The 18,563-nt window shown below is 60.2% G+C and carries 19 protein-coding genes; 4 read left to right on the forward strand and 15 right to left on the reverse strand.

Going from position 1 to position 18,563, the window contains the following annotated elements; all coding sequences use genetic code 11:
• The first annotated feature begins 103 nt into the window (after positions 1-103).
• The gene (locus tag M0D64_RS34710; RefSeq protein ID WP_266261169.1) at positions 104-589 is read left to right on the forward strand and encodes a hypothetical protein; all 486 of its coding nucleotides are present in this window, start codon (positions 104-106) and stop codon (positions 587-589) included.
• Positions 590-781: 192 nt separating this feature from the next.
• Here the strand turns inward: M0D64_RS34710 and M0D64_RS34715 are convergent, their stop codons facing one another.
• From M0D64_RS34715 to M0D64_RS34765, 11 genes are all read right to left on the reverse strand, one after another.
• On the reverse strand, positions 782-1,411 hold the full coding sequence (locus tag M0D64_RS34715; RefSeq protein ID WP_266261125.1) for a hypothetical protein: 630 nt from the start codon (positions 1,409-1,411) through the stop codon (positions 782-784).
• Complete coding sequence (locus M0D64_RS34720) at positions 1,408-1,671, reverse strand: hypothetical protein (protein WP_171929025.1); 264 nt, start codon at positions 1,669-1,671, stop codon at positions 1,408-1,410. The genes M0D64_RS34715 and M0D64_RS34720 overlap by 4 nt, the downstream gene beginning before the upstream one ends.
• Before the next feature lie 106 nt (positions 1,672-1,777).
• Entirely contained in the window at positions 1,778-2,389 is a 612-nt protein-coding gene (locus M0D64_RS34725; protein WP_171929024.1) for a type VI secretion system amidase effector protein Tae4, read from the reverse strand.
• A 3-nt stretch (positions 2,390-2,392) separates the two neighbouring features.
• Entirely contained in the window at positions 2,393-2,581 is a 189-nt protein-coding gene (locus M0D64_RS34730) for a hypothetical protein (protein WP_171929023.1), read from the reverse strand.
• Positions 2,582-2,876: 295 nt separating this feature from the next.
• Positions 2,877-3,614 (reverse strand): SDR family oxidoreductase, encoded by a 738-nt coding sequence (locus M0D64_RS34735; RefSeq protein ID WP_266261126.1) that lies wholly within the window; start codon positions 3,612-3,614, stop codon positions 2,877-2,879.
• Positions 3,611-5,155 (reverse strand): FGGY-family carbohydrate kinase, encoded by a 1,545-nt coding sequence (locus M0D64_RS34740; RefSeq protein ID WP_266261127.1) that lies wholly within the window; start codon positions 5,153-5,155, stop codon positions 3,611-3,613. The genes M0D64_RS34735 and M0D64_RS34740 overlap by 4 nt, the downstream gene beginning before the upstream one ends.
• 51 nt (positions 5,156-5,206) lie before the next feature.
• Positions 5,207-6,301 (reverse strand): alcohol dehydrogenase catalytic domain-containing protein, encoded by a 1,095-nt coding sequence (locus M0D64_RS34745; RefSeq protein ID WP_266261128.1) that lies wholly within the window; start codon positions 6,299-6,301, stop codon positions 5,207-5,209.
• 34 nt (positions 6,302-6,335) lie between these two features.
• On the reverse strand, positions 6,336-7,343 hold the full coding sequence (locus M0D64_RS34750) for an ABC transporter permease (protein ID WP_175050843.1): 1,008 nt from the start codon (positions 7,341-7,343) through the stop codon (positions 6,336-6,338).
• A complete protein-coding gene (locus M0D64_RS34755; protein WP_266261129.1) occupies positions 7,330-8,850 on the reverse strand; it encodes a sugar ABC transporter ATP-binding protein in 1,521 nt (506 codons plus the stop codon). The genes M0D64_RS34750 and M0D64_RS34755 overlap by 14 nt, the downstream gene beginning before the upstream one ends.
• A gap of 70 nt (positions 8,851-8,920) precedes the next feature.
• Positions 8,921-9,892, reverse strand: a complete 972-nt coding sequence (locus tag M0D64_RS34760) for an ABC transporter substrate-binding protein (protein WP_266261130.1) — start codon at positions 9,890-9,892, stop codon at positions 8,921-8,923.
• A gap of 127 nt (positions 9,893-10,019) precedes the next feature.
• Positions 10,020-11,000 (reverse strand): AraC family transcriptional regulator, encoded by a 981-nt coding sequence (locus M0D64_RS34765; protein ID WP_171929016.1) that lies wholly within the window; start codon positions 10,998-11,000, stop codon positions 10,020-10,022.
• Between the two features lie 386 nt (positions 11,001-11,386).
• Between M0D64_RS34765 and dalD the strand changes: the two genes are divergently transcribed.
• The 3 genes from dalD to M0D64_RS34780 all read left to right on the forward strand — a co-directional run bounded on the left by dalD (position 11,387) and on the right by M0D64_RS34780 (position 15,426).
• Positions 11,387-12,799 carry a D-arabinitol 4-dehydrogenase gene (dalD, locus tag M0D64_RS34770; protein ID WP_266261131.1) on the forward strand — a complete coding sequence of 471 codons (1,413 nt, stop codon included), beginning with the start codon at positions 11,387-11,389 and terminating at the stop codon, positions 12,797-12,799.
• A 113-nt stretch (positions 12,800-12,912) separates the two neighbouring features.
• Complete coding sequence (gene xylB, locus M0D64_RS34775) at positions 12,913-14,394, forward strand: xylulokinase (protein WP_266261132.1); 1,482 nt, start codon at positions 12,913-12,915, stop codon at positions 14,392-14,394.
• Positions 14,395-14,472: 78 nt separating this feature from the next.
• A complete protein-coding gene (locus tag M0D64_RS34780; RefSeq protein ID WP_266261133.1) occupies positions 14,473-15,426 on the forward strand; it encodes a sugar-binding transcriptional regulator in 954 nt (317 codons plus the stop codon).
• Between the two features lie 27 nt (positions 15,427-15,453).
• On the opposite strand, the gene M0D64_RS34785 is transcribed toward M0D64_RS34780, so the two are convergent.
• The 4 genes from M0D64_RS34785 to M0D64_RS34800 form a co-directional block, all read right to left on the reverse strand.
• Entirely contained in the window at positions 15,454-15,750 is a 297-nt protein-coding gene (locus M0D64_RS34785; RefSeq protein ID WP_154558645.1) for a DUF1330 domain-containing protein, read from the reverse strand.
• A 72-nt stretch (positions 15,751-15,822) separates the two neighbouring features.
• On the reverse strand, positions 15,823-16,932 hold the full coding sequence (locus M0D64_RS34790) for an ABC transporter ATP-binding protein (RefSeq protein ID WP_266261134.1): 1,110 nt from the start codon (positions 16,930-16,932) through the stop codon (positions 15,823-15,825).
• A 70-nt stretch (positions 16,933-17,002) separates the two neighbouring features.
• Complete coding sequence (locus M0D64_RS34795) at positions 17,003-17,704, reverse strand: HAD family phosphatase (protein ID WP_171929012.1); 702 nt, start codon at positions 17,702-17,704, stop codon at positions 17,003-17,005.
• Positions 17,701-18,534, reverse strand: a complete 834-nt coding sequence (locus tag M0D64_RS34800; protein WP_233464749.1) for a carbohydrate ABC transporter permease — start codon at positions 18,532-18,534, stop codon at positions 17,701-17,703. The genes M0D64_RS34795 and M0D64_RS34800 overlap by 4 nt, the downstream gene beginning before the upstream one ends.
• Between the last annotated feature and the right edge of the window lie 29 nt (positions 18,535-18,563).

Genomic DNA, 18,563 nt, shown 5'->3' on the forward strand with positions numbered 1-18,563 from the left:
CATGATCGCACCAGACGGTGACGATCCGCAGACCGGGGAAGTCCTTACTAATTCATCTGTTAGAGAGTGTCGGGCGTTTCAGGAACACATCGGAAATCGCACCATGACCAAAACCACTAAGAAGACTCAAACGGCATCACGACCGCCCTTTGATGCGCTCCAGTACGAAAAGCTCGCACTGTCGGCTTTTGGAGCGTGCGACCGACAAATCCGACAGCTTCGAACACTGATTGATCTCGCGGCGAGCATCACCCGATGCCCAGCGACGACGGTTGAGGAAAGACGCAGTGAGCGCAACCTGCTGGAACACCTGCTCTATACCGTCGAGCAATACCAGCAGGAAGTTGAATGCGACCGTGACCTATACCAAGTGATCGCGCTCGATGCAAAGGGAGTTGCTCACAGTCGCATCACGGCCAAGCTTGCGACGAAGCTTCTCTCGGATGCTGCAGAGGCGGGACGGGAAGCAGGGGAAGCTGCACTCGAAGCCGAAGGTGCGTCAGACAAAGCGGTGACGCGTAAGCAGGAGCGCGTAAAGGCAGCCGCGTGTGCGCGGGCGGATGCGCAGCAGACAGCAGTGAAACACTAACGTGAAGTTGCGGCCATCGCGCCGCGACAAAGAATGAGGCGCGAATCGTTCGCGCCTTTTCTATTCGTACCGGTTTAACGGAACCGGCGTCCGTTGAAGTTCAAGCAGCGCCACTTTACTCTCGACGTGCATCAGCCCACATGTCGTTGTGTTCGACGCCCAACAATCGAATGAGAAGCTAATGTGATCGGACTAGTTATCTGGTACGTTGCCAGGTTCACAAAGGTTCATCGATTTCATGGGTACTGCCCCTGGAATATTTTCCTTCGGTACGAGAGAAAACGCAGACCAATCGGCTGCATTCACATAGACCACGCCAGCCTTGCATCGCATATGCGCTTGCTTCGGGTTTGTATCGCACCACGCACCGTCGACCGTACATCGTTGCCACTGGGGTATGACGCTCAACGGCTTCACCTCTCCGTCCGACGCCTTCGTATAAGTCTGCACGTCACGCGTTGCTATCGACATGTACATGAAATCAAAATCAGCGCTTACGGGGCATGCAGCCTCGGCATCCGCATAGTGTCTGCGAAGGTCCACGACGTAGAAGCATCCTGCCGCAAACAATACCGTTGTCACCAATCCAGCGGAGACAATAGACCCTCGTTTGAGCGTCAATCGTGCTCCGCGCGTGAACACATGTCCCAATAAAGGGAACCCGACAAGGCACGCGACGGTCATGAAGAACCAGATTCCGGTAGCGTGATTCTCACAGTCGTAGCCGCATACCGGTGAGAAGGCGAGCACTATGCAAGCGGCAGCGGTGCCGGTAATTGCCCCGATAACAGCGAGCATCACGAGCACCGCGAGCCTTTTCATTTTATTGCCAAAATAACATTTGGTTTGATTGGCGAGAAAATACCCACGGCTGCTACGCGCCTCATTTCAGAAGGCTCGTCTGATACGCGTATGCCATCCAGGTCACGAGCAAAATTAGCGTCAACGATACAGCCAACGCCATCGTTCCGAAACAGGCCCGCCTGATTGATCGTCGAAAAAACAAAACCGATAGCACACCCCACGTAAGTGGCATTGCGCCATATACCAGCATTGAACCTAACCGAAACCATGAAGGACATGACTCTCTGCATAAGTCGATACGCATCGTGAACTGTATGGCATGCGGGATTAGGTCTATCAAAAGACCCCCTATGCAACCCATCAAGAAGATGCCAAATGACGCAATCACTTAATTTCCCAGAACAGAATTGCCTTGGATCTTCTAAGGTCAGAATAGACAGGAATCCACGGATCGTTGATGCGAAGCGTAAAGCGCATAAACGTTTCTGTAGCCCCCACCACACCATTGTTTGTTAGCCGCTTGCCATTCCAAAGGTCGATGTGGCCGCCGCTTGCTTCCGATGCACTTTCTCCTGCGCGGGACCAGTATCGCGAAAACTGGATGATACCCGTACGCCCTTTAACCTTTTCTTCCCAGTCTGCCCCGGTAATATTCTCTGCCTTTGGCAGACCGGCAAACGGACGCAGGTTCAGCCATTCGCCCAGTTCATCAGCCCGCGTGGCGGTGGCCTTGCCATCAAGCAATATTCGCCCAATCGTCGGCGCACCGGAAAGCGGCTTCACGAGTTTTTCTGAAAATGACTTCATTTCAACACCGACCCGGTGGAGCATCACGCTCATACGGATTGCACACTGATCCTTGTATTTCGGATTGTCGTAGGGATTGCCCGTCGGATAGTTGTCCCATAGTTCCTGAAACGTTAGTACCTTCAACTCCACCACCTTGATCGAGCCGGGTGTCGAGTTCGTTCTAACTACGGTTTTCTTGTTCGGCATTGCTTAGACTCCGGCCCGTCTTGCAAGGGCATCGTCGCCGCAATGAACCTTATGGTTGTAGGCTTCCTGATCCCCGATGCGGTGTAGGCCGCCTTCGACATTGGTACAACGCAAGCAAGCGATAGTCGAATCGCCGGTTGCAGTCGTAATCCGCTCCAGACCTGCCGTTTTGTTGGTTGTGGTATTTGCCACGAGTCCGTCTCCTACGGAGTTGAACAAACTTATCCGTAGAGACTCGCACTTTCTTGCGGCAGGAGAAATCGGTCACACTTGAAAAATGCGTGCGGTGATTCTGAAGATACGTAGGGTCTTAACGCCCTAGCGTCAGAAACGTTTGATGCCATCAAGCTATTGCGCCTTGAGACATCGAGCGTGGATGTTGTCTGCAAAACGGGACGTGGACTCGCGGTCTGCCACGATGGTGCGGGACGCTGTGCGCGCCAACGCCGCATACGCGCAACCCGTTAGCCCAGCGCAGACAAACGAGTCACCTCGCGGTATAACCCCCATCAATCGGCAAACAAACCCCACTAATCATCGAAGCCGCGTCGCTCAACAAAAACATAATCGGCGCAGCCACCTCTGCGGACTCCGCGAAGCGGTGCAGAGGAATCGCCTTCAACGCGGGATCACGCTTCGCGGGATCACTCCACGACTGCACCGCCATCGGTGTTAGCGTCACCGTAGGATTAACGCTATTTACTCGAATGCCGTATGGCCCCAACTCGATACACAAAGCCCGCGTAACAGCATCGAGCGCCGCCTTGGAAGCCGAATAGCTCAAATGATCATCCAGCGCCACGAGCGCAGCCTGACTGGAAACATTCACGATACTGCCAGCGCGCTTCGCATCGATCATCCCGCGAGCCACGTGCTTGGCAACCAACACCGCCCCACGCGCATTCACCCCCATCACGCGATCGAAACTCGCGCCGGTCGTATCCACCGCACGCTCAAGCAAAGCAATCCCTGCACAGTTCACGAGCCCATCAAACGCCTCGAGCGAACCCAATACCTCATCAATAGCGGACTCATCGCTCACATCGAGCATCATCGGCTCGCAGCCCGTTTCCTCAGCCAACCGCGCAAGCTCATTCACATTCCGTGCCGCCGCGACCACATTCGCGCCGGAACCGCACAACGCTTCCACCGTCGCACGCCCAATCCCACTCGACGCGCCCGTCACGAGAATCGAGCGACCAGAAAAATCAAAAGTAGCATTCATGACGTCTGCAACCGATGCATGAGCGGCTTCAACGCCGGATACAAATCCGTATAAACGCCGAACCGCTGCTCATACAGCGCCATCCGTTGCGCATTCGGTTCTGCACGTTCAATCAGCGTGACCCATCCGTTCTGCGCTTCTTCACGCGATACCAGACCAACGCCGACACCAGCCAGCAACGCCGCCCCCATCGCTGCCTCTACGTCCTGCTCGATCGTATAGACCGGATAGCCGGTAATGTCCGCAATGATCTGCATCCACAAATCCGAATGCGCGGCGCCGCCCACGACGATCAACTTGTCATCCAGCGATTGCGCGCCTTTACGTCCCGCTTCGATGTTGTGCTTCAACGCGAACGACACGCCCTCCAGCACCGCGCGATACAGATGTGCCCGCGTGTGAAACAGGCTCAGACCAACAAACGCCCCACTCGCCTTCGCATCCCACACGGGGCTTCGTTCCCCCATCAAATACGGCAAGAACATCACCCCGTCAGAGCCTGCGGGAATCTGAGAAGCACTCTCTTCAAGCAAGCGATGCGGATCCCCATTCGCCATCGCACGCGCCGCCTCGGTCTCCGCATGACAGAACTGCTCCCGATACCACGTCACCGAAGCACCCGCTGTGATCGCACCACCAAAAACATAAATATCGCGTTGACCGTTGAACACATGCGGCATGCTGATCAGCCCATGCCGAGCATCGACGGTCTGATTGATATACCCCCAGCACATACTCGTACCGATCATCGCAACGTGCTGCCCCGCACGCGTCACACCCGCGGCAAACGTCGCCACGGCGGCATCCACGCCACCCGCAACGATCGCCGTGCCCGCCTCCAATCCAAGCTGCTCGGTCCACTGCGACAACAACCCGCCCACCACGTCCGACGATTCCACCAGCCGCTCCGGCATCATCGTCGCAGGGATGCCAAGCATGTCGAGCGCTTCATCCGACCAGTCGCGTTTCGCAATATCGTAGATGCCGCCAATATTGCCCGCCGAGCTATGATCAACGGCGACCTCGCCGGACAACATATAAATCACGTAAGCATTCGGCGGCAGGAAGTAACGCGTATGCGCCCAGATTTCCGGCTCGTGATCGCGCAACCACATCATCTTCGTGTAACCGTAGTAGCTGTCCACGCCGTTGCCCGTGATCGCATACAACCGCTCCAGGTCAATGTTTTTACGCACCCACTCGACCTGATCGGTCGCACGCCGGTCCATCCAGATCAGACACGGATAAAGCGGCCGCATATCGCTATCGACGGGAATCCCCGAGCCACCATACAGACTGCTCACGCACACCGCCTTGATCGACTTCGCCGCAACGCCCGCCTCCTTCGCCTTGCGCACGCAAGCCGCAATACACTCCACAACCGCCTTCAACCACATCGCCGGCCATTGCTCGGCCCATAGCGGCTTGGGCGTATCCGGTTGATAGCTCGACGCATGCTGCGCGACGATCGCGCCGTGCTGATCGACCAGCAAAGCCTTGGTGCTCTGCGTGCCGATATCGACGCCGATGACGTAGTCCATACAGTCTCCGTTTATATGCCGCTCGTCCTTGCCTCACGCCGCGCCAAGCACTCAGGCACGCGGCTTCATCAATACCTTGATCGAATCGAGCGAGTTAGCGACCTTGATCGCTTCGTCCCATTCTTCCAGCGAAAAACCGTGCGTGACAATACCCTTCGACGTCACGAGCCCGCGAGCCAGCAAATCGATCGCAATCGGATAACAGTATGGACCCAGATGCGCACCGCGCACATCGAGTTCCTTGCGGTCGCCGATCACCGACCAGTCCAGCGTCGTATCCGCACCGAACACGGAAAACTCGACGAAGCGACCAAGCTTGCGAATCATCTCCATGCCCTGATTGACGCCGATCGGCGCGCCGGTCGTTTCGATGTAGACGTCGCAACCATAGCCATCTGTCAGCGAATGAATGATCGCCAGCGCGTCTTCCTGTTTCGGATTGATCGTCACGTCCGCGCCGTATTCACGCGCAAGTACCAGACGCTCTTCAACCAGATCGATCACGACGAGCTTCTTCGGCGTTTTCAGATGCGCGACTTGCGTCATCATCAAGCCAAGCGGACCTGCTCCGGCAATCACCACCACATCATCGAGTTGCAGATCACCGCGGTTCACAGTGTGGATCGCGCAAGCAAGCGGTTCGATGATCGCCGCGTCTTCGAGCGAGATGCCGTCGGGAATCTTGTGGACGATCGCCGTCGGCGGAATGCGCATGTACTCGGCCATGCCGCCGTCCGCGACTTCGCGCTGAAAACCGAAGATGTTGTGCACCTCACACATCCAGTACTGGCCGGATTTGCAATAGCGACACTTGCCGCACGGCACAATCTGTTCGGCGATCACGCGGTCGCCGATCTTCACGCCAAAATGATCCACCGCGCCCTCGCCGATTTCTTCGACGAAACCGAAGAACTCGTGCCCCGGAATCACCGGCGCTTTGACCCACGGGCTCGGGCCGCCCCAAAACATCTTCGCACCCGAATGACATTTACAGTCGCTCGCACAAATGCCGCACGCGGCGATGCGGATCACCAACTCATGCGCGCGAGCCTTAGGCTTGGACACCTGTTCGACGCGATAGTCTTTCGGAGCGTGGCAGACGATCGCCGTCATGTTTTGCTTATCGGATTGCGTGGATTGAGTCATTGCATGGTCCTGCTAAAAGGAGGTCGTTTAAGAGTTACTTTCTACGGTCGCGGCTGATGTAGATCGCCAGCAAAATAATTCCGCCCTTGATCACGTTCTGTACATAAGGATTCACGCCGACCATGTTCAGGCCGTTGTTCAGCACGCCCAGCAGCAACGCACCGATCAAGGTGCCGATGATCGAGCCGCGTCCGCCGGAGATCGAGGTACCGCCCATCACCACGGCAGCGATGGCATCGAGTTCGAAGCCGACGCCTGCGTTCGGCTGGCCACTCATCAAACGAGCAGTCAATACGATGGCGGCAAAGGAGGACGTCAATCCAGCAATCGAGTAGACGATCAGCTTCACGCGAGCCACGCGCACGCCGGACAGACGTGTCGCCTGTTCGTTGCCACCGATCGCATAGACATAGCGGCCAAACGGCATGCGTTCGAGCAACACCCAGGCAATCGCATAGATCACCACCATGATCACAACCGGCGCCTGAATGCCGAGAATCTTGCCGCTGCCGAAGAAACTGACCCACTCAGGCAGACCGTCGATTGGATAACCACCCGTGTAGATCAGCGCGAGGCCACGAGCGATCCCCATCGTCGCAAGCGTGACAATGATCGGCGGCATACCGGCAAACGCGACGAAGAACCCGTTCGCAGCACCGAAGCCCAAACCGACCGCGATGCCGACTGCCAAGGCAGCCACCGCATTCATCCCGGCCACCATCAAGCCCGCGGCGAGCGTGCCCGCCAAAGCCATCACGGAGCCCACCGACAGATCGATACCACCGGTCAGAATCACGCACGTCATCCCCACAGCAATGATCGCGTTGATCGACACCTGGCGCAGGACGTTCTCCAAATTCGCAGCGGAGAGAAAACTGTCGCTCGCGAATACCATCACGATGCACACCACCAGCAAGCCGATGAACGGATAGAAGAGCGTCGAGCGTTTCAACGCGGCCCAAGTAAAACGCACCGGTGCGCCCGGCGTGTCACTAGTGACAGTCGACGTTTTCGGCGATGAAGAAGGATTAGGCGTGTTCATGAACTGCTCCACGGGTGCCGGCTGTTGCATAGGTCATCACGGCGTTCGAGTCGATCTCGCCGCCTTCGAGCATCGCTTCGATGCGGCCCTGACGGAACACGGCGACGCGGTCGCACATGCCAACGATCTCTGGCAATTCGGATGAGATCATGATGATCGAGTAGCCGCGCGCGGTGAGCTCGCGCATCAGCAGATAGATTTCGGCTTTGGCGCCGACGTCGATGCCGCGCGTCGGTTCGTCGAAGATGAGAATGTTGGTGTGGTGATTCAGCCAACGCGCGATCACCACCTTTTGTTGATTGCCGCCTGAAAGGGTTGCGACTTCGGTGTGCATCGTCGGGGCTTTGACGCCGACGCGCTTCATGATGTCGGCGGTGGCGCGCGCTTCGCTGCGCTGATCGATGAAGAAACGCAGCGAGCGGTATTTGCCGAGGTTGTTGATCGAGATGTTCTGCTTGATCGAGAAATCGGTGATCAGACCTTCGGTCTTGCGGCTCTCGGGCAGAATGCCGACGCCGGCGCGCAACGCGTCAGCGGGATCGGACAGTTTTGCGGCCGCGCCGTTGATACGGATTTCCTTCACATAGGCCGGATCCGCACCGATCACGGCCAGCGCGGTTTCCGTACGGCCCGAACCAACCAGTCCAGCAAAGCCGAGGATTTCGCCTTCACGCAAATTGAAGCTCAGCACCGGGCTGTCTTTCAGCAACTGCAGCTTTTCGACGTCGAGCACGATCTTCGCGTCGGTACGCAGTGGCGGCTTCGGCGGAAAGCTGTTTTCGATGCGGCGCCCCACCATCATTTCCACGAGGCGGTTCACATCGGATTGCGCGACCTGCGTCATGCCGACGTACTGGCCGTCGCGCAGCACCGTAATGCGATCGCACACCTCGAAGATCTCTTCCAGGTGATGCGAGATGAAGATCATCGCGACGCCCTGCGTCTTCAGGTCACGCATGATCGCGAACAGGTGTTCCGCTTCAGCGGGTGTGAGCGTCGCGGTCGGTTCATCCAGAATCAGAATGCGCGCTTCCAAAGACAACGCCTTGCCGATTTCAACAAACTGCTGCTGCGCGACCGACAGCTCACGAATCGGCACCGACAAGTCAATCGTCACGCCCAGCCGCTGAAAAATCGCGGCCGCCGCACGCCGCATCTTGCCGCGTTCGAGCAGACCCAAACCGTTCTTCAACTCACGGCCGAGAAACATGTTCTCCACCGCGTTCAGATACGGAATCAGGCTGAACTCCTGAAACACGATACCCACGCCCGCGGCGACCGCATCGTGGTAGTTAGTGAAGTGCCGCACTTCGCCCGCGATCGTGATCGTACCTTCATCCGGCTGATAGATGCCGCACAGAATTTTCATCAGCGTGGATTTGCCCGCGCCGTTTTCGCCGAGCAACGCGTGAATCTCACCCCGAGCGATTTCCAGGTGAATGCCTTGCAGCGCCTTCACGCCTGGAAAGCTTTTGGTGATGTTGTCGAGCTTGAGTATCGTGTCCATCGGGTCCTCCTCTGCTGCTCGTCGCCATGCTCATCGAAGAAGCACATGCACCTGGCAACGAGCATTCGGCTTACCAACTGAAGCCCTTGGCATTGCTCTTGTCGATCATCTTCACGTCGACCGGAATGGCTTTCGGTACATTGGCGCCCCACTTCTTCGCGAGTGCAGTGCCGAGCGCGATACGCACCTGGTCGGCCGGGAACTGCGCGGACGTTTCGATGAACTTCGAATTCGGTTTCTGGATCGCGGCAATCGCTTCCGGCGCACCGTCGACGCTGGTCAGCTTGATATCCTTGCCCGATGATTCGATCGCCGAGAGCGCGCCCATCGAGCCACCGTCGTTCACGCTGAACACACCCTTCAGATTCGGATGCGCCTGAATCATGTTCTCGGTAACGGACAACGCAGTCGCGCGTTCCTGCTTACCGTTCTGCATATCCACGAGTTTGATGCCCGGCACTTTCGCGAGCGCTGCCTTGCAGCCGCGTACGCGTTCGAGAATCGGCACCACCGGAATGCCGTCGAGAATCGCCACTTCGCCGCTGCCGCCAATCGACTTCGCCAGATACTCACAGGCCATCTCGCCCGCGTCGAAATTCTTGGAGCCAACGAATGAATCGACCGGACCGTTCGCGTTCGCATCGACCGCAACCACCACCACGCCCGCCTTCTTCGCCGACGTGACCGCCGATTGAATGCCGGTCGAATCGGTCGGATTCACGAGCAGGATGTCGATCTTCTTTTGCAGCATGTCTTCGACGTCACTGACCTGCTTGCTGACGTCATGATGCGCGTCGGTGACGACCACCGTCGCGCCAATCGACGCAGCCGCATCGTTCAGCGCCTTTTGCATCGTCACAAAGTACGGGTTGTTCAACTCCTGAAACGTCATGCCGATCTTCAGCGGCGCGGCAAGTGCTGCCGGCGCGGCAAGTGCTGCCGGCGCGGCGATAAACGAAAGACCGAATGCAAGCGTCGCCAACGCAGCCGTGCTGCGCGCGAAGGTCTTCAACGATGTTTGCTTCGAAGTGGATTGCGTCATGGTTGTCTCCGTTATTAAAACTGTTCGATGAGATGAGCACGTCCCTCACGCTGTCTTTGGACAGCGCGATAGGTATTGAAACGCGGATGAGTTAGAACGCTTCGGCTTTTAGCGTGGCGTAGGAGGACTACGTCGGTGGATAGGCAGCGGCAGCACTGCGTGGCAAACCTGGCGCGAGCACGATCGCGGGTGCATTGTCGATGCCGGCGCCGCGCGCGGCAGCTTCTTCGGAAGCGTCGCGGCTCGCATCGTTCAGTTGCTGATAGCGGCGGAATTTCGAAGGCGCCATGCCTTTGACCGCGAGGAACTGCCGGTTGAAATTCGACAGGTTGTTAAAGCCCGCCTTGAAGCAGATATCGGTGACGCTCAGTTCTTCGTCCGTGAGCAGTTGACACGCGAGGTTGATACGCATGCGGTTCACGTACTGCACGAACGGCAGCCCGGTATGACGGCGGAAGTAACGCGAAAATGCACTCACGCTTTGCCCGGCAAGTTGCGCGAGATCCGATTCGCGCAGATCGTTGGACAGATTCTTGCCGATATACGAGAGCGCGTGATTGATGCGCGTCGACGCAAAACCGGTCGGGTCGGCCTGATAGGCGGGACTGGCAAGCATCTCGCGGTCCTCGGCGTTCATCAGGATCTCGAGCATCGACATGAACAGCACGAGACGGCGCAGTCCGCGCGCCGCCAGCAATTCGAGGAACAACGGCTGGATCGCCGCACTCGTTTCTGTACCGAACGACACGCCGCGGCGCGAATCGGCAAGCAATGTTTCGACCTGGCGCCACTCCGGAAAACTGCCCATGCAACTCGACACGAACTCCTGCCCGAACTGAACGACCAGATTGCGCTGCGCAATCGTCTCGCCTTCCGGCACATCGCTGACCCAGTTGTGCGGCAGGTTTGGCCCCATCAACACAAGGTTGCCAGGCGTAAAGCTGCTGATGTGATCGCCGACGAACATCTTGCCGGTCGTCGCCACGATCAGATGGATTTCGTATTCCGGATGAAAGTGCCAGCGCACCGTGCGGTACGGATAGCCGTGCGACCACACTTTGAAGGATTCGTCGCGCCGTACGGCGACGACTTCCAGATCGGGTTGCATTCGCGTCTTCCTCCATGAAGCGGCGTGTTGCGGGTGCCGCTGAACTTCGTCTTGTATAGCGAAAAGTAGCCCTCTAGAGCCTGATCCACCACTAAAAATCAAACCGCAGACCGATACTTTTTTGCATTGGGGTTAGTCCTGGCGCGGTGAAAGTCAAATTTGATGCAATGCAATACGCACCGCGAGACACGTCCCATAACGCGCGGGCGTCACGCGAGTCGCGCCGGAAGTCCCGCCACGCCGCGCTGCGCCACGAAAAGCCCTCTACGTCGCCTTGACATTCGTTCCGCCGGGTACGATCATTCGCTCACAGACAGAGCAAATGCTCCACCCCAAGAAAAACGCACGCGCCGAGCCGTGCGATCAAGGACATTCAGGAGACGCACATGAACAGCGGGCAAGGCAGCGGCGCGGCCGCACACGTGATCCTGCACATCGGCGCGGGATCGTTTCATCGCGCGCATCAGGCGTGGTATCTCCATCGGTTGAACGAGGCGAAGGTGGCGGGCGAGCCGCACTGGTCGCTGACAGTCGGCAATATCCGCAGCGACATGAACGCGGTGCTCGACGCACTCGCCGCGCAAAACGGCGTCTATACGCTCGAGACCGTCACGCCGCAGGGCGAGCGCGCGTACGAGACGATTCGTTCGATCGAGCGCGTGGTGCCGTGGACCGAGAGTCTCGATGCGCTGATCGAAGCGGGCGCCGATCCGGCCTGCAAGATCATTGCGTTCACGGTCACCGAAGGCGGCTATTACCTCGACGAACAGGACGAACTCGACACGGCCAATGCCGATCTCGCGGCTGATCTGAAAGGCGGCCACACCACGATTTACGGCGCGCTCGCGGCGATTCTCGACGCACGCATGAAGCGCGGCGCCGGCCCGGTCACGCTGCAGACCTGCGATAACCTGCGCAGCAACGGCGAGCGTTTTCATGCGGGCATGAGCGAGTTTCTCGAACGGCGCGGCGCGGAGGACCTGGCGCAATGGTTCGACGACAACACCGCGTGCCCGAGTTCGATGGTCGATCGCATCACGCCGCGTCCGACACCCGACGTGCGCGAGCGCGTGAAAGCCGCTACCGGCGTCGACGATATCTGCCCGGTGATGGGCGAATCCTTTATCCAATGGGTGATCGAGGACCGCTTCATTGCCGGACGCCCCGCGTGGGAAAAGGTCGGCGCGGAACTGGTCGACTCGGTGCTGCCGTACGAGGAAGCGAAGATCCGCATTCTCAACGCGACGCATAGCTGCATTGCGTGGGCGGGCACGCTGGTCGGACTGACCTACATCCACGAAGGGACGCTCGATCCGGACATCAACAAATTCGCCTTCGACTATGTGACCGAAGACGTGATTCCGTGCCTCACGCCGAGCCCGCTCGATCTCGAACGCTATCGCGACGTGGTGCTCGAACGCTTCGGCAATCCCTACATCCAGGACACCAACCAGCGCGTCGCGGCCGATGGCTTTTCGAAGCTGCCCGGCTTTATCGCGCCGACGCTCGCCGAATGCTTCGAACGTGGCGTCACGCCTTCGGCGACGGCGATGTTGCCGGCGCTGTTCTTCCGCTTCCTCGAGCGCTGGAACGCCGGCACGCTGCCGTATGCGTATCAGGACGGCGTGATGGACGAACGCATCGCCCGCGGCTTCTTTAGCGCGCCCGATCCGCTGCAAGCGTTCGCCGCTGACCGCCTGCTCTGGGGCAGCATGGCGCAGACGCCGGAACTGGAATCGGCGTTGGCGGGCGCGTTGGCGCGAGTCGACGTGTGGCTGGCCAAACGCGGCGCAGCTTGACTCGCGCTATAGCGAACCACGCGAAACACGCCGGTGCCAGGCTTAATGCGCATGGCACCGCGCGCCATGTGCGGCTAAAGTAGCGCATTCCTAACGACGAAGGTTTCGCGCCCATGTATCTCGGCATCGACCTCGGCACGTCCGAAGTGAAAGTCCTGCTGCTCGCCTCCGATGGACGCGTGATCGGCACCGCAGGCTCACCCTTTACGGTTTCGCGTCCGCATCAGCGCTGGGCCGAACAGAATCCTGAAGACTGGTGGGCCGGCACGCGCGCGGCGCTGGCCGCGTTGCGCGCCAAACATCCGGACGAGTTCGCGCAGATTCGCGGCATCGGCCTCTCGGGGCAGATGCACGGGGCCGTGCTGCTGGATGCGCAAGACCGCGTATTGCGGCCCGCGATCCTGTGGAACGACATGCGCAGCGACAAGGAGTGCGCGGAGCTCACCGAGCGCGCGCCGGAGTTGCACACCGTGGCCGGCAATCTCGCGATGCCCGGATTCACCGCGCCGAAGCTGCTATGGGTGGCGCACCACGAACCGGAAATCTTCGCGCAGACCGCCTGCGTGCTGCTGCCAAAGGACTACCTGCGCCTGCAACTGACCGGCGGCAAGGTGTCCGATCCATCGGATGCAGCAGGCACGCTGTGGCTCGACGTCGCCAAACGCGACTGGTCCGATTCATTGCTCGCCGCCTGCAACATGACGCGCGCGCAGATGCCGGCCTTGTGCGAAGGCAGTGAACCGTCCGGCACCCTGCTTCCCGCGGTGGCGCGCGAGTTCGGTTTGAGCGACGGCGTGATCGTCGCGGCCGGCGGTGGTGACAATGCCACGAGCGCGATCGGCATCGGCGCGACGCAACCGGGCGACGGCTTCGTCTCGCTCGGCACCTCAGGTGTGTTGTGCGTGGTCGGCGACAGCTTCCGGCCGAATCCCGCTTCGGCGGTGCACGCGTTCTGCCATGCGATTCCGGATCGCTGGCATCAGATGAGCGTGGTGTTGTCGGCGGCAAGCTGTTTGCGCTGGGTCTGCAAGCTCACCTCCACCGACGAGCCGACCCTGCTCGCCGAAATCGAGGCGCTCCCAGCGGAAGCGTTGACCACTGCCCCGCTCTTTCTGCCCTATCTATCCGGTGAACGCACGCCGCACAACGACCCGTATGCGCAGGGCGTGTTCTTCGGCATGAATCACGCGACCGATCGCGCGTTGCTCGGCTACGCGGTGCTCGAAGGCGTGACGCTCGCGCTCACCGACGGCCTCGACGCGTTGCGCGCGGCCGGCACCGAAGCAAAGGCACTGTCCCTGCTCGGCGGCGGTGCGCGCAGCGACTACTGGGCACAACTGCTCGCCGACGCGCTCGACACCGCCACCCGCAAGCACGGCGGCGGCGAAACCGGCGCGGCGCTCGGCGCGGCACGCCTCGGCTGGCTGGCGGCGGGCGGCGACCCGGCCAAGGTGCTGAGCAAGCCGCCGATCGAAAAGGAGTTCACGCCGAACCCGCGACGGCACGCCGAACTGCGCAACCGGCTCGAAGCGTATCGCGCGCTCTACCGCCACGTGCGGCCGCTGTTCGACCCCGCGCGACAACCGCTCGCCTGACCGGCAAAGCACAGCCGGTTGCCGTTGAGACGCGGGAACCGGCTGCTATCATCGGCGCACTTCAAGCGAACCGTCACCGTGCCCAAGTCCACAGAAAAATTAGACCTTGCTACCCGCGCCGCGTGGCTTTACTACGTCGCAGGCAACACCCAGAACGAGATCGCCGAGAAGCTGCAGGTGTCGCGCCCGGTCGCGCAGCGGCTGGTTGCCTTCGCGGTCGAAAAGAACCTGATTCGCGTACGCGTCGATCACAAACTGGCCGATTGCCTCGCGCTCGCCGATCAACTCTCGAAGCGCTACGGCCTGAGCATGTGCGAAGTCGTACCGATCGACAGCGATACCTCGGAAGAAGTCGACCGCAAGCTGGCGGTGGCCGGCGCGCAAGTCATGGAACGCTATCTCGGCGAAGAAAAGCCGATGGTGGTCGCCGTGAGCAGCGGCCGTACGCTGAAGGCCGCGGTCGATCAGATCGCCCAACTGGAGCGTCCGCAGCATCGCCTGGTATCGATGGTCGGGGCGATCGCCTCGGACGGCTCCTCGAACCGCTACGACGTCGCGCTGCACATTTCGGAGAAGACCGGCGGCAAGCATTTTCTGCTGCCCGCGCCATTGCTCGCCGATAGCGAAGCCGAACGCGCACAGTGGTGCAATCACCGGCTGTACCGGATCGTCGAATCGCTGTCGGCGCAAGCGGATGTCGCGTTCGTCGGCATCGGCAATATCGGGCCGAAATGTCCGTTGCACGAAGACGGCTTTATCACGTCCGCGGAAGTGAAGGAGTTGGTGCAGAACGGTGCGGTGGCCGAAATGCTCGGCCTGCCGATCGATGCCGCCGGCGCGCACGTCGAATCGCCGACCGGCCGGCGCGTCACCAGCATCGCGCTCGACTCGCCACCGCGGCGCCCCACCATCGGCTTTGCCGGCGGCGAGCGCAAGCGCGAAGCGCTGATCGCGGTGCTTAAAGGCGGCTGGCTGTCGGGACTGGTGACCGACGAGTTGTGTGCGCGAGCGGCGCTCGAAGCGGCGGCTTAAAAGGCTTACAGGCGGCACACCGCCGCTCTACAACACTGGCAGCCCTTCCGTGATGATGATGCGGTACTCGCCGCCCTGCAGGCGCGTCTCGCTGACCGCCTGATACGCTGGGCTGCGATACCACGCGATCGCTTCGTCGTAACTGGGGAACTCGAGGATCAGGATTTCGTCGATCGGCGGCCCCTCCACCACTTCTTTCCGCCCGTGGCTCGCGAGCACCATGACCGCATGCTTCTCGAAGACTGCGGGCGCGTCCTGTTTGTATTCTTCCAGTTTGGCGGGGTCGAGCGTTTTCTCGCGCGTGATGACGACGTAGGCGGGCATGAACGTTTCCTGAGCGTGAATAAACGTGACCGGACGGAAAGCGGCGCGCCCGCCGCTTTCCCAATCACATACTCACGCGGCCAGCACTTCTACGATCTTACGCTGGAAGGCTTTCCCTTCGCTGTCGAACAAATGGCAGTGCTCAGGCGTGGCGCCGACCCTTTGCGTGTCGCCCTTGCTGTGGCGTTCGAGCGGCGGAATCCGCGCGATCAAACCATCCGGCGCGACACTAGATTCCGCATACAGATACGCCGCATCGCCAAGCGATTCGACCGCCATGGTTTGTGCCGACACGCCGTCGTCAGCCATTCCGAAGTGCAGATGCTCCGGACGAATGCCGACGGTGACCTTGTCGCCCTGCTTCACCGCGCCCGGCTCCACCGCAACGCGCTGCGTCTCGCCGGTTTCGTAGCGTACCGTGACGCCGTCGTGCGTCACCGACTGCACGATCCCTTCCATAAAGTTCATCTTCGGCGAGCCGATAAAGCCGGCGACGAAGCGATTGGCCGGCGCGTGATAAAGCATGGTCGGGCTGCCGACCTGCTCCACATTGCCCGCCGACAGTACGACGATCTTGTCGGCCAGCGTCATGGCCTCGACCTGATCGTGCGTCACGTAGATCATCGTGGTCTTCAGCTCGTCGTGCAGGCGCGCGAATTCGAGGCGCATCTTCACTCGCAGCGCGGCGTCGAGATTCGACAGCGGTTCGTCGAACAGGAACACCTTCGGCTTGCGCGTAATTGCGCGGCCGATTGCAACACGCTGGCGCTGGCCGCCTGAAAGCTGCTTCGGCTTGCGGTCGAGCAAATGGTCGATGTGCAGGATCTTCGCCGCATTGCGCACGGCGGAGTCGATTTCCGGCTTCTTGGTGCCGGCGAGTTTCAGGCCGAACGCCATGTTGTCGTACAGCGTCATGTGCGGATACAGCGCGTATGACTGGAACACCATCGCGATGCCGCGCTTGGCGGGCGGCACGTCGTTCACGCGCGTGCCGTCGATGGTCAGATCGCCGCCACTGATGTCTTCGAGGCCGGCGATCATCCGCATCAGCGTCGATTTACCGCAACCGCTCGGACCCACGAACACGACGAATTCGCCGTCCAGGATGTCGAGGTTGATGTCGCGCATCACTTCGTTGTCGTCGTAGGCTTTTCGGATGTTGCGCAGAGTTACGCTTGCCATGATGTGTCTCCGTGTATTGCTCTTGCTGCGTTAATTCATTTATCCAGGTGCTGCGCCAACGCGGCTGCCCTTACGGTATCGCTGCCGTCGCGCTCAGCGTCCATTGCGCGACCAGGTCCGGCAACTGCAGCATGTCGTCGAACACAGTACGCGCACCCGCCGCATGCAACGCGTCGATCTGCGCGTCACTCGCATGACCGCCGCCGATAAAGCCCAGCACCGTCATGCCCGCCGCGGTTGCCGCCGTCACGCCCGTCACGCTGTCTTCCACCACGAGGCAGGCGGACGGCGCGAGGCCGAGACCAAGCGCGGCAGCGAGATAGACATCGGGCGCGGGCTTCGGATTCGGCACCGCATCGGCGCAAAAGAGCCGGTCGCCGAAGAACTTCACGAGGCCCGTGCGCGCCAGCACGTTCTCCACATACGGCCGGAAACTGTTGCTCGCACATGCCTTGGTGAGCGGCACCTGCGCGAGCGCGGACTCGATGCCAACGACCGCCGACGCCTGCATCGCCGCCGCTTCCACCGCCTGGCGGATCGACTCGATATCCTCGACGCTCAGGCTCTTGCCAAGTTGCGCCGCCGTGCCCTGCAGCACCTTTTCGATGCGCAAGCCGAGCAGCGGCAACACCACCGGCTCGACATCGGCATCGGGCCAGCGCGCCTCGAGTTCGTGCACCAGCATGCTCGCCGCCACGGCTTCGCTGTCGATCAGCACGCCGTCGCAATCGCAGATCAGCGCGAAATGACCTACCGTCGTACCTGCGGTCATTTGACCGCCCCAAAAGTAAGACCGCGCACCAGTTGCTTCTGCGACAGCCAGCCGACAATCAGGATCGGCGCAACCGCAAGCAGTGAAGCAGCGGAGAGCTTGGCCCAGAACAAGCCTTCAGGACTCGAATACGACGCAATGAACACAGTCAGCGGCGCGGCGTTCGAACTCGACAGGTTGATGCTCCAGAACGCTTCGTTCCACGACAGGATTACCAGCAGCAGCGCGGTGGAGGCAAGCCCCGGCAGCGACATCGGCATCAGCAGATAGACGATTTCCTGCCACGTTGCCGCGCCGTCGATCCGGCCTGCTTCGAGAATGTCGCGCGGAATTTCGGCGAAGTACGTGAACGACATCCACACCGCAATCGGCAGATTGATCAGCGTGTAGACAATCACCAGACCGGACACCGAATCGAGCAGACCACTGTTCTTCCACAACAGATAGATCGGCACCAGCACGCCAACCGACGGCATCATCTTGGTCGACAACATCCACAGCAGGACTTTCTGCGTGCGGCGCGTCGGAAAGAAGGCCATCGCGTACGCGGCCGGCACGGCGAGAATCAGGCACAGCAGCGTGACGCCCGCCGAGATCAGGATTGAATTCCACGCGAACGAAAAGTAGTTGCTGCGCGCGAACACCTCGCGGAAGCTATCGAGCGTCGGGATGAAAAACAGCGACGACGAATACGCCTGCTGCTCCGTCTTGAACGCGGTGATCGTCATCCAGAAGATCGGGAAAAACAGCAGCAACGCGACGAGCCAGGCGATCACGCCAGGAAGGCCGCGGCGAATTGCGGCGAACGGCGACTTGGCCGGCACGGTCATCGGCGCCGTGCCCGACGCAGAGGTAGAGG

The organism is Paraburkholderia sp. WS6 (assembly GCF_030464835.1).
Classification (GTDB): Bacteria; Pseudomonadota; Gammaproteobacteria; order Burkholderiales; family Burkholderiaceae; genus Paraburkholderia; species Paraburkholderia madseniana.

Excerpts from the sequence above, each read along its gene's own strand:
- M0D64_RS34790 (WP_266261134.1), bottom strand. The coding sequence starts at position 16,932 with ATGGCAAGCGTAACTCTGCGCAACATCCGAAAAGCCTACGACGACAAC.
- M0D64_RS34715 (WP_266261125.1), bottom strand. The coding sequence starts at position 1,411 with ATGAAAAGGCTCGCGGTGCTCGTGATGCTCGCTGTTATCGGGGCAATT.
- M0D64_RS34800 (WP_233464749.1), bottom strand. The coding sequence starts at position 18,534 with ATGACCGTGCCGGCCAAGTCGCCGTTCGCCGCAATTCGCCGCGGCCTT.
- M0D64_RS34745 (WP_266261128.1), bottom strand. The coding sequence starts at position 6,301 with ATGACTCAATCCACGCAATCCGATAAGCAAAACATGACGGCGATCGTC.
- M0D64_RS34735 (WP_266261126.1), bottom strand. The coding sequence starts at position 3,614 with ATGAATGCTACTTTTGATTTTTCTGGTCGCTCGATTCTCGTGACGGGC.
- M0D64_RS34795 (WP_171929012.1), bottom strand. The coding sequence starts at position 17,704 with ATGACCGCAGGTACGACGGTAGGTCATTTCGCGCTGATCTGCGATTGC.
- M0D64_RS34720 (WP_171929025.1), bottom strand. The coding sequence starts at position 1,671 with ATGTCCTTCATGGTTTCGGTTAGGTTCAATGCTGGTATATGGCGCAAT.
- dalD (WP_266261131.1), top strand. The coding sequence starts at position 11,387 with ATGAACAGCGGGCAAGGCAGCGGCGCGGCCGCACACGTGATCCTGCAC.
- M0D64_RS34710 (WP_266261169.1), top strand. The coding sequence starts at position 104 with ATGACCAAAACCACTAAGAAGACTCAAACGGCATCACGACCGCCCTTT.
- M0D64_RS34750 (WP_175050843.1), bottom strand. The coding sequence starts at position 7,343 with ATGAACACGCCTAATCCTTCTTCATCGCCGAAAACGTCGACTGTCACT.
- M0D64_RS34755 (WP_266261129.1), bottom strand. The coding sequence starts at position 8,850 with ATGGACACGATACTCAAGCTCGACAACATCACCAAAAGCTTTCCAGGC.
- M0D64_RS34760 (WP_266261130.1), bottom strand. The coding sequence starts at position 9,892 with ATGACGCAATCCACTTCGAAGCAAACATCGTTGAAGACCTTCGCGCGC.
- M0D64_RS34765 (WP_171929016.1), bottom strand. The coding sequence starts at position 11,000 with ATGCAACCCGATCTGGAAGTCGTCGCCGTACGGCGCGACGAATCCTTC.
- M0D64_RS34740 (WP_266261127.1), bottom strand. The coding sequence starts at position 5,155 with ATGGACTACGTCATCGGCGTCGATATCGGCACGCAGAGCACCAAGGCT.
- M0D64_RS34785 (WP_154558645.1), bottom strand. The coding sequence starts at position 15,750 with ATGCCCGCCTACGTCGTCATCACGCGCGAGAAAACGCTCGACCCCGCC.
- M0D64_RS34725 (WP_171929024.1), bottom strand. The coding sequence starts at position 2,389 with ATGCCGAACAAGAAAACCGTAGTTAGAACGAACTCGACACCCGGCTCG.
- xylB (WP_266261132.1), top strand. The coding sequence starts at position 12,913 with ATGTATCTCGGCATCGACCTCGGCACGTCCGAAGTGAAAGTCCTGCTG.